The organism is Candidatus Thioglobus sp. (genome assembly GCF_028599055.1).
Lineage (GTDB): Bacteria > Pseudomonadota > Gammaproteobacteria > PS1 > Pseudothioglobaceae > Thioglobus_A.
In genome coordinates this window covers 1-8,445 of record NZ_JAQRMS010000056.1, presented here as the reverse complement: position 1 = coordinate 8,445, position 8,445 = coordinate 1, and the positions used below count along the sequence as shown (strand labels likewise).

Annotated in this window: 7 protein-coding genes and 1 pseudogene; 6 read left to right on the top strand and 2 right to left on the bottom strand. The window is 38.9% G+C overall.

Going from position 1 to position 8,445, the window contains the following annotated elements:
- The 6 genes and pseudogenes from PSN35_RS04890 to PSN35_RS04865 all read left to right on the top strand — a co-directional run.
- A pseudogene (locus PSN35_RS04890) lies at positions 1-346 on the top strand (MFS transporter); the annotation flags it as partial.
- A 2-nt stretch (positions 347-348) separates the two neighbouring features.
- Positions 349-2,049: a bifunctional protein-serine/threonine kinase/phosphatase gene (locus PSN35_RS04885; protein ID WP_300030259.1), complete on the top strand. Its 1,701-nt coding sequence runs from the start codon at positions 349-351 to the stop codon at positions 2,047-2,049.
- Positions 2,050-2,073: 24 nt separating this feature from the next.
- Positions 2,074-4,278 carry a molybdopterin oxidoreductase family protein gene (locus tag PSN35_RS04880; RefSeq protein ID WP_300030256.1) on the top strand — a complete coding sequence of 735 codons (2,205 nt, stop codon included), beginning with the start codon at positions 2,074-2,076 and terminating at the stop codon, positions 4,276-4,278.
- 9 nt (positions 4,279-4,287) lie between these two features.
- On the top strand, positions 4,288-6,159 hold the full coding sequence (locus PSN35_RS04875) for a DmsC/YnfH family molybdoenzyme membrane anchor subunit (protein ID WP_300030252.1): 1,872 nt from the start codon (positions 4,288-4,290) through the stop codon (positions 6,157-6,159).
- 51 nt (positions 6,160-6,210) lie between these two features.
- Positions 6,211-6,459 carry a hypothetical protein gene (locus PSN35_RS04870; RefSeq protein WP_300030250.1) on the top strand — a complete coding sequence of 83 codons (249 nt, stop codon included), beginning with the start codon at positions 6,211-6,213 and terminating at the stop codon, positions 6,457-6,459.
- A gap of 22 nt (positions 6,460-6,481) precedes the next feature.
- Entirely contained in the window at positions 6,482-6,883 is a 402-nt protein-coding gene (locus PSN35_RS04865; RefSeq protein WP_300030262.1) for a phospholipid-binding protein MlaC, read from the top strand.
- On the opposite strand, the gene PSN35_RS04860 is transcribed toward PSN35_RS04865, so the two are convergent.
- Positions 6,873-7,910 carry a 4-phosphoerythronate dehydrogenase gene (locus PSN35_RS04860; RefSeq protein ID WP_300030247.1) on the bottom strand — a complete coding sequence of 346 codons (1,038 nt, stop codon included), beginning with the start codon at positions 7,908-7,910 and terminating at the stop codon, positions 6,873-6,875. The genes PSN35_RS04865 and PSN35_RS04860 overlap by 11 nt on opposite strands.
- Positions 7,911-7,948: 38 nt before the next feature.
- A partial coding sequence (gene ung, locus PSN35_RS04855; protein ID WP_300030244.1) for a uracil-DNA glycosylase occupies positions 7,949-8,445 on the bottom strand: 497 nt, incomplete at its 5' end.

Genomic DNA, 8,445 nt, shown 5'->3' with positions numbered 1-8,445 from the left:
CTTAGGAAATGTTGATCAGAGCTGGTCAATTTATCTGGTCGTTGCACTGACAATCGTGGGCGGTATTTTCTCTAAAGCAGGTTCGGGTGCAGTATTTGCCATGGTGCCACTCATTCAAAGACGTCTTACTGGGCAGATTGCTGGTATGGCAGGTGCGTTCGGTAATGTGGGTGCAGTGTTATTCTTAACGGTTAACACCATGGTAGATTATGATCAATTCTTTATGATTATTGGTCTTGTTAGTGCGCTTGTATTAGTGCTTATCGCTGTCTTTTTGGAAGAGCCAAAAGGTAACATGGTTGAGGTGTTAGACGATGGTACCGTTGAGGTGATTAAACTTAATTAAACATGAAGCAGCTTAAAGCACAAATTAATTCACATTCGATTGCAGGTATTAAGCCTGAGAATCAAGATTGCGTGGCTTATCACATGCCTGATAATAAATCCTTAGAGTTTAAGGGTATTACCGCGGTCATTGCTGATGGTGTTAGTGCTTGCGAAAGAGCTAAAGAAGCCAGCAGTTGTTGCGTGAATGGCTTTTTGAGTGATTATTATTCAACGCCAGAATCCTGGGGCATGGAGCATTCGGCTAGTAAGGTTATTTCAGCGCTTAATAATTGGCTGTACTCGCAATCAGTGCGTTCCAATGAAGTGTCATCCATGCTTTCAACTTTAAGTGTGTTGATTGTTAAATCAAACGTTGCGCATCTGTTTCATGTGGGTGATTCAAGGATTTATCGCTATCGACAAGGGGTGTTGACCCAACTAACTAAAGATCATATTCTTAGTTTAAATAAAGAAAAAACCTACCTTTCAAGAGCCATGGGGTTTGATCTAACGGTTAATGTTGATTATCAGACCTTTGATTTACAAGTGGGCGATCAATTTTTAATGACCACCGATGGTGTACATGATTATTTAGATGACGCCTTGTTGGAAATATTAATGGGTCGAGGGCTTAGTGCGCAAGACTTAGTTGAGCGTGCACTGAGTAAAAATAGCCTAGATAATATTTCAGCGCTCGTCATGACCATTGAGCAATTACCTGAGAAGAATTTAGATGAAGCTTTTGATGAGTTGACACAACGCCCAGTGCCACCTGATTTAACCCGGGGTATGAAAATCAATGGTTTTGAGATTGAGTCGTTGATTGTTTCAAGTGCAAAAATGCAGCTGTATTTAGCGAAAGATATTGCTACAAAACAGTTAGTTGCGCTTAAAACCCCATCGGTCAATTTTGAGGATGATCCAGAGTACTTAAAGCATTTTATGTATGAGCAGTGGGTGGGTAATCGTATTCAAAGTCCAAATGTGGTCAAAATTCATAATACTGATGATTCAGCGCAATTTTTAGCCTATGCTATGGAATATGTTAAGGGTCAAACTCTGCGAGATTGGATCGATGAGCATAAAAATCCAGAGTTAGAGATTGCTGTTAGCATCATTAAACAGATCATCCAAGGTATGCGCGCTTTTCATCGTCAAGAGATGGTGCACGGTGATCTTAAACCTGAAAATATCATGATTAATGAAATTGGCCAGGTGAAAATTGTTGATTTTGGTTCAGTCAGAATTGCAGGCGTATCTGAGCTGGTTAACCCTATTCATACTAATACAAATCAAGGTACACAAGGGTATACTGCCCCAGAAGTAATATTGAATGAACGCGTCTCTCAGGCTTCGGATCAATTTAGTTTGGGCGCTATTGTGTATGAGATGTTTTCATCAAAGCTGGTCTATCAAGATAAGTTAGACAAAAATCTAACCCGAGACAAGCTGGCAAAATTAAGCTATGAATCCACTTTATTGCAAAATCCAAACTTGCCCATCTGGATTGATGGCGCAATACGTAAGGCCTGTAGCTTGGATGTGCACAAAAGATATGAAGTACTGAGTGAGTTTTTGTACGATTTAGAGCACCCCAACGCACAATTTCTAAAATTGTCAAAGCCTAAAAAACCAGAAGCTGAATTAAGCAGATATAGGCTCTGGATCGCACTTTCTTTTGCGATTAATTTTGTATTACTGTTGTTATTAATTATTAAGTAGAAAGACCAAGTAAAGGATAAAAAAATGATTCTTGGAAGAACTCAAAAAAACCCAATTAAATTAGTTGATAAAAAAGTAGTGGAATGGAAATATGCCACTTGTGGCTATTGTTCAACAGGGTGTTCGATAGAAGTCGGCTTGAACGACAAAGGACATGCGGTTTCTTCCCGTGGTGTTGGTGGTGCAGATGTTAATCGAGGTAAGTTATGTCTCAAAGGTATCATGGAGCACAAGTTGTTTACGTCAGAAGGGCGTGGCAACAAACCACTGATACGTGATCATTGGCATGAGGATTTTGATGAAACAACTTGGGATGATGCTATTGATAAAACAGCTGAAGGGTTAAAGGCGGTTCAAGAAAAATATGGCAAAGATTCTATTGCAGTTATTTCTACAGGGCAGATGTTTACCGAAGAATTCTACACGCTAGGTAAGTTAACTCGCGGCTTGATTGGCACTAACAATTATGATGGAAATACTACTTTATGTATGGCCTCTGCAGTTTCAGGTTATAAACGCTCATTTGGTTCAGATGGCCCTCCAGGCTGTTATGAAGATTTTGAACATACCGATTGTTTAATCGCCTGGGGCTCTAATCTACCTGAACAGCATCCAATTATTTATTGGCGCATGAAAGAGGCTCAAGAGAAAAGGAAATTCCCACTCATTGTGGTTGACCCGCGTGTCACCATGTTGGCGCAAAATGCTGATATACACCTAACCATTACACCAGGTACTGATATTGTTCTAATGAACGCATTGATGCATGTCATCTTAAATGAAGGCCTGCAAGATGCTGACTATATTGAAAAAAATACCAATGGCTACGATGAGCTTAAAGCAGAAGTGGATAAATACGATCCAGTAACTGCTTCTAAGATATGTGGCATTGACGAAGATACCATTCGTGTTGTGGCTCGATTATTTGCAAAGGCAAATGCAGCGATGCAGATCTGGACCATGGGTATCAATCAATCAACGCATGGCTCTGATGGTGTAGTTGGTATTAACAACCTAGCACTGATTACCGGTAATATCGGTATACCGGGCGGTACAAGCTTATCCATTACTGGACAATGTAACGCCATGGGAACCAGAGAGTGGTCATCATGCTCTGGTTTGCCAAATCATCGTTATTTAGAAAATCCAAAAGACCGAGAGGAGATAGCTGAGTTTTGGAATATTGATGTTGATTTTCTGCCAACTAAGCGTGGTATGTTTCAAACCGATATTTATCGAGCTATTGAAACTGGTGAAATTAAAGGTTTATGGTTAATTGCGACCAATCCACTCACTTCTTTACCAAACACTGGTCGAGTAAGAAAAGCCATGGAAAAATTAGAATTTTGTGTTGTGCAAGATTGCTACCAAGATTCTGAAAGTAGCCAATATGCTAATGTCTTCCTGCCAGCAGGCACTTGGGCAGAAAAATCTGGTGTAATGACAAACACCGAAAGACGGGTGAATTTAATCAATCCGATTATGAAGCCACCGGGCGATTCAAAACCTGATTTCTGGATATTTAATGAAGTGGCAAAACGATTCAATACAGAAGAAAAAGTTAGCTTCCCTGAGTCAACGTCAGAAGTTTTTGAAGAAATGAGGTATTTATCCAAAGGCCGCTTGTGTGATATTTCGGGCATGGATTATGAAAAAATTGAAAAAAATCGTGGCATTCAATGGCCTTATACAGACAAACAAGTTGAAAATAATGAGCCACCACCCGCTGGTGGTAAGCGTATTTATACTGAAGAGGCTGCCTTTAGATATGCAGATGGTAAGGCTAAATTAATTCCACTGCCGTTTGTTGATAACAATGAAGTGCCCGATGAGAAATACCCAATTTGGCTAAACACAGGTCGACTGGTTGAGCATTGGCATGGTCGAACTAAAACAGGAAAGATTGCCGATAATAATAAATTTAGCCCAATTCCATTCATTGAAATAAACCCTGATTTAGCACGAGAGATGGCGATTGGTGATGGTGATTATGTGCGCCTAGTTTCAAGAAGGTCCGATGCGATTGTGATGGCTAAATATACCAACAGGGTTGCAAAAAACATGGTGTTCTTGCCATTCCATTTTCATGATTGCGCCAATCGCCTAACCCTGGGCTTGCTTGATCCGCATTCTCGTCAGCCTGCTTATAAGCAGCAAGCTATTAGAATTGAAGCAATTAAAGATCAAAAATCTGGTGCAAAATTAAGCATGGAAATGAGAGAATTTTAGGAAAATAGTATGTATAACGTTAGATCTGATGAGCCAAAATACGCCTTTTTATGGGACAAGGAAACCAAGCAAACCAATTGCTATGGTCATGACATTGAAAAATCTCAAGAAGATAGTTTACTGCGCAATCAAAGTTTAAATATTAATGGTGACGACGGTGTTGGTGAAAATCCTAATCGTTACAAGCAACATGGATTTTATTTTAATGCGGATAATTGTATTGGTTGTCATGCCTGCGAATCAGCCTGTAGTGAGAAAAATGAAGTGCCTTCACATCTTGCCTTCCGATCAGTAGGTTTTGTTGAAGGTGGCTCTTATCCAGATTATCAGCGCCTAAATATTTCAATGGCGTGTAATCATTGTGATGATCCTGTGTGTCTTAAAGGCTGCCCAACACGTGCTTATACAAAATTTGCTGAATACGGCGCGGTGCTTCAAGATCCTGATATCTGTTTTGGTTGTGGATATTGCACTTGGGTATGTCCATATAACGCGCCTCAGCTTGATCCGGTTAAGGGTCAAGTAAGTAAATGTAATATGTGCGTTGATCGTCTAGAGGTTGGCTTAAAGCCTGCTTGTGTTGCAGCATGTCTGGGTAATGCACTTGATTTTGGTGTTGTTGAAAATATTCCTGAAAATAGAGAGCAGGCAAAAGTTTCAATTCCTGGATTTCCAACCAATGAAATCACTCATCCTAATGTGAGATTCCAGCAAACAAAAAATACTCAAAGAGACATGGTTAGAGTTGATGGTATGCCGGTTAAGTATCACAAGCAAGAGGACGGTAATTTCAAATCAACCCTTGATAGTAAAAAACATTCGGCGGAAAAACACTGGGGTATTAAAAAATTATTACAGTCACATGAAAATGCACATGCAATTTTTACTTTATGCGCGCAGGCAGTATTTGGCGCAACCATGTGGTTAGTTTTCTCAGACGTCTTTAATTTTATTCCAGTAAGCGAAGCAGTATCCGGCCTTGATTCTGTCACTATTCTTTTAGTATTGGTTATGCTAATTGGCTATGGCTTGTTTAAATTAAGCATGCATCTTGGTAAGCCGCAATTCTTCTATCGAGGCTTTTATAATTTGAAATTCTCTCCAGTTAGTCGAGAAATTGCAGGTGTGAGTTTATTCTTTACTGGCTTGTTAATGATGCTTGTTGTTGAATTAACAGGTTTGGATTTATTTAGTAATATTGCCTATGCAGTAACCGTCTTTGGATTTTTATTCGGCTCATATTATATGTATAAGTTGTATCGCATACCAGCACGTCCATTCTGGAATCATTGGCAAACAGGTAGTGCGTTTTATGGAACGGCGATCAGTCTAGGTAGTATGTTATTAGGTGCTTTACTAATTATTCTTACTGGAGAAGTTGCGCTAATTAGTACTTTTTCTGCTATTGCATTGGTGGGTATTATCATTGAAAGTATTGGTTATATTTTTCATCCGGTAGAACTTAAGAAAACAGGTGAAGGTCAGGCGTCTCATTTTGAGCAGACCACTACTTACGGCAAAACATATACGATGAGAAATATGCTGTTAGCACTTAATATAATTTGCCTGCCAATATTGGTTTATTTACAGGATGCATCGTTGTACTTTGCTTTGTTATCAGTCATGCTAATCTCCTCTTACCTGGGAAGGATTTTATTTTATGCGGTAGTGACACCAACAACCATGCCAGGCGCATTCTTTTGGAAAAACAACAAATTCAAAGAGCATGCAATCGAAACTGGCTTGTCAGATATGCCACAGATGGGTGTGATGGCTGAGCGTCATCATAAATTTGATATTGGTTTATTGATGGATACCATTAAACAAACCACAGTAAAAAGTGCGGTATCACAAATTAAGGCTATTTTAAGAGGTGGTTAGATAATTATCGCTATAAAGAGAAAATTACCTGAAATCCAAAGATAAAAAAATATGTTAAAAAAGCTAAGTATTGTATTGTTGTTGTTAACTACTAGTTTTTTCTCAAATAGCGCTTTGTCAGCACCACCAGAAGTGGCTGCTGTACATATTATGACTGACGCATTGCTGGCTTTAAAGGAGTCCAAGGCACAAGGCAAAAGTTCAATCGAAGATGTTGAAAATTTAATTGTCGAGCAATTATTACCCAATTTAGACATTACTGAAAGTACCAGACAAGCATTAAAAAACACATTGGGATGAGTTAAAACCCCAGCAGCAGCTAATTCTCAAATCTTATCTTGCGGTTTCTTTAGTTGATAACTATTCAGCTATTTTGGCTGCTTATGATGATCTTGACGGTATTAAAATTACAGCCGACCCCAAGGTAAAGCGTAAAGACAATAAAGCCATTGTAAGGCTAAATATTCATATTAATGGTGATCCAAAACCTGTTGTAGTTTCCCTGAAGATGATGCTTAGTAATGACTGGCATATTTACGATGTGGTATTTTCAGGGGTAAGCTTGGTGAAAAATTATCAAGCTTCTTTTAATTCACAAATAAAGCGTAAGGGTATCGAGGGTTTGATGGCTAAGGCCTCAAAAAAACTCAGAAAACATACCAGTGAGAATTGCCCAGTATGCATTGCCATGAATTTTAAGAAATCAATGCTGGCTAAACAATAGGTAGTGTCACTTTGCTGTCAAAATGTGGCCATTCGTAGCGAATTGGGTAGTTTCGGCGGTAATATTCAAAATTTTGGATATTTTTAATGGCTACCGTATCTTGTTTAAAGTCATAAACTTCATTTAAACAATCTAGCAAATTTTCGCTTTTTAGCGTTAAAACACCAGGATTTATCAGGTTTTTAATGTTTTCTTGCTGTTTTTCGCCTAAAAAATCACATAAAGCTTCATAAGCCATAAAGCTACCCATAAATTTAGCGTCAACCGAGTGCCCTGCGATGTGAGGCGAGGCTAAATACGCCGTTTTTTGAAGATTTTTATTAATATTTGGTTCATTTTCCCAACAATCAATCACATTTTCCAGCGTTTGCGTTTTTTCCCAAATTTCTTCAACAATCACACCGCCTCGAGCAGCGTTAAAAACAATGGTTTGGTCGCTTATATGATGAAAATTAGCCTTATTTAGCAGTTTATAGCTTGGATATTTGCCATCAAAGGTCAAAGGTGTGTGAAAAGTAACAATATCAGCACTGAGTGCAGTATCTAGGTCGACAAAATTTGGCAAATTTTCATTATCTTGACGTATTGGGTCATTTAGCAGGGTTTTAATGCCCAAAAGTTCGGCCTTAGCCGCGAGGCGCGAGCCGACATTACCCACACCAATAATGCCTAGGGTTTTGTCTTGATAATTAAAGTTGTGTTTGTCAGCCAGATTAAGAATCGTGGCAATGACAAATTCAGCCACTGCCATTGAATTACAGCCTTGGGCTGAGAAAAACTCAATGCCATTATTTTTAAGATAATCTTGATCAACATGATCAAGCCCCGCAACCGTTGAGCCAACAAATTTAATAGAGCTGCCTTTTAGTAGTGTTTCATTAACTTGAGTACGTGAGCGCACGATTAGTACATCCGCATCTTTTACCGAGGCGGCATTTATATCACGCCCAGCCATGGCGGTTATTTCACCAAATTGTGAAAAAATTTCGTTATAAGCGTAGCATGCGTCATCAATAATAAGTTTCATATTTTTTTATGTAACGGGGGAAGTTGTACTTTTCTCTGTTACCAATTTATTAGTTGTAGATTGTGCATTTTAAGATATTCATTGGTTTTTGAGAAATGTTTACAACCAAAAAAACCTTTGTGTGCAGAAAATGGCGAAGGGTGGCTGGCTGTTAATATTAAATGTTTGTCAGCATCGATTAAGGATGCTTTTTGTTGTGCATGTGCACCCCAAAGTAAAAACACCAGATTTTGTTTATGATCACTAAGTAATTGAATAACTGATTCAGTAAACTCAATCCAAGGGGTTTTGGCGTGAGATCCTGGTGAGTTTTTTTCTACCGTTAGGCTGCTGTTAAGTAGTAGCACACCTTGTTTTGCCCATCTTTCCAAATTACCACTCGCATTGGGCTTAATGGCTAAATCTAGTTCAAGCTCATGATAGATGTTTCTGAGTGATGGCGGAATTTTTACCCCATCTGGCACGGAAAAACTAAGCCCATGCGCCTGGCCTTCATTATGATAAGGGTCTTGACCAAGGATAACCACTTTGGTAT